The organism is Salinimicrobium oceani (assembly GCF_012037645.1).
The window spans coordinates 1-310 of the sequence record NZ_JAAVJR010001423.1; the positions used below are offsets into that span (position 1 = coordinate 1).

General features: G+C 37.4%; 1 pseudogene. It reads left to right on the forward strand.

Annotation, left to right across the window (positions count from 1 at the left end):
* Nucleotides 1-94: 94 nt before the first annotated feature.
* Nucleotides 95-310 (forward strand): annotated as a pseudogene (locus HC175_RS24055) (RNA methyltransferase); the annotation flags it as partial.

A 310-nucleotide genomic window follows, 5' to 3' on the forward strand; every position in this document is an offset into this window, starting at 1 on the left:
TGAGTTAAAATACCTATTTTTTCTTGAAAAAGAAAAAGTTTAAGACCAGGTTAAGCTTTTCCTTCCTCTATCATTACTTTTCTATCTTTGCGCAATGCAAAAATTCGTCAGCAGTCTCCAAAATCCGGCAGTAAAGAGGATCCTCCTTTTACAGGAGAAAGCACGCGCCCGCAGGAAAGAAAATGCCTTTGTGGTTGAAGGAATAAGAGAAATAAGCCTGGCCCTAAAAGGAGGTTTTAAACTGAAGGAGTTCTTTTTTAATACTGAACTCTTCCCTGCTGAAAAAATAAAGGATTTAGTTCCTTTTCCT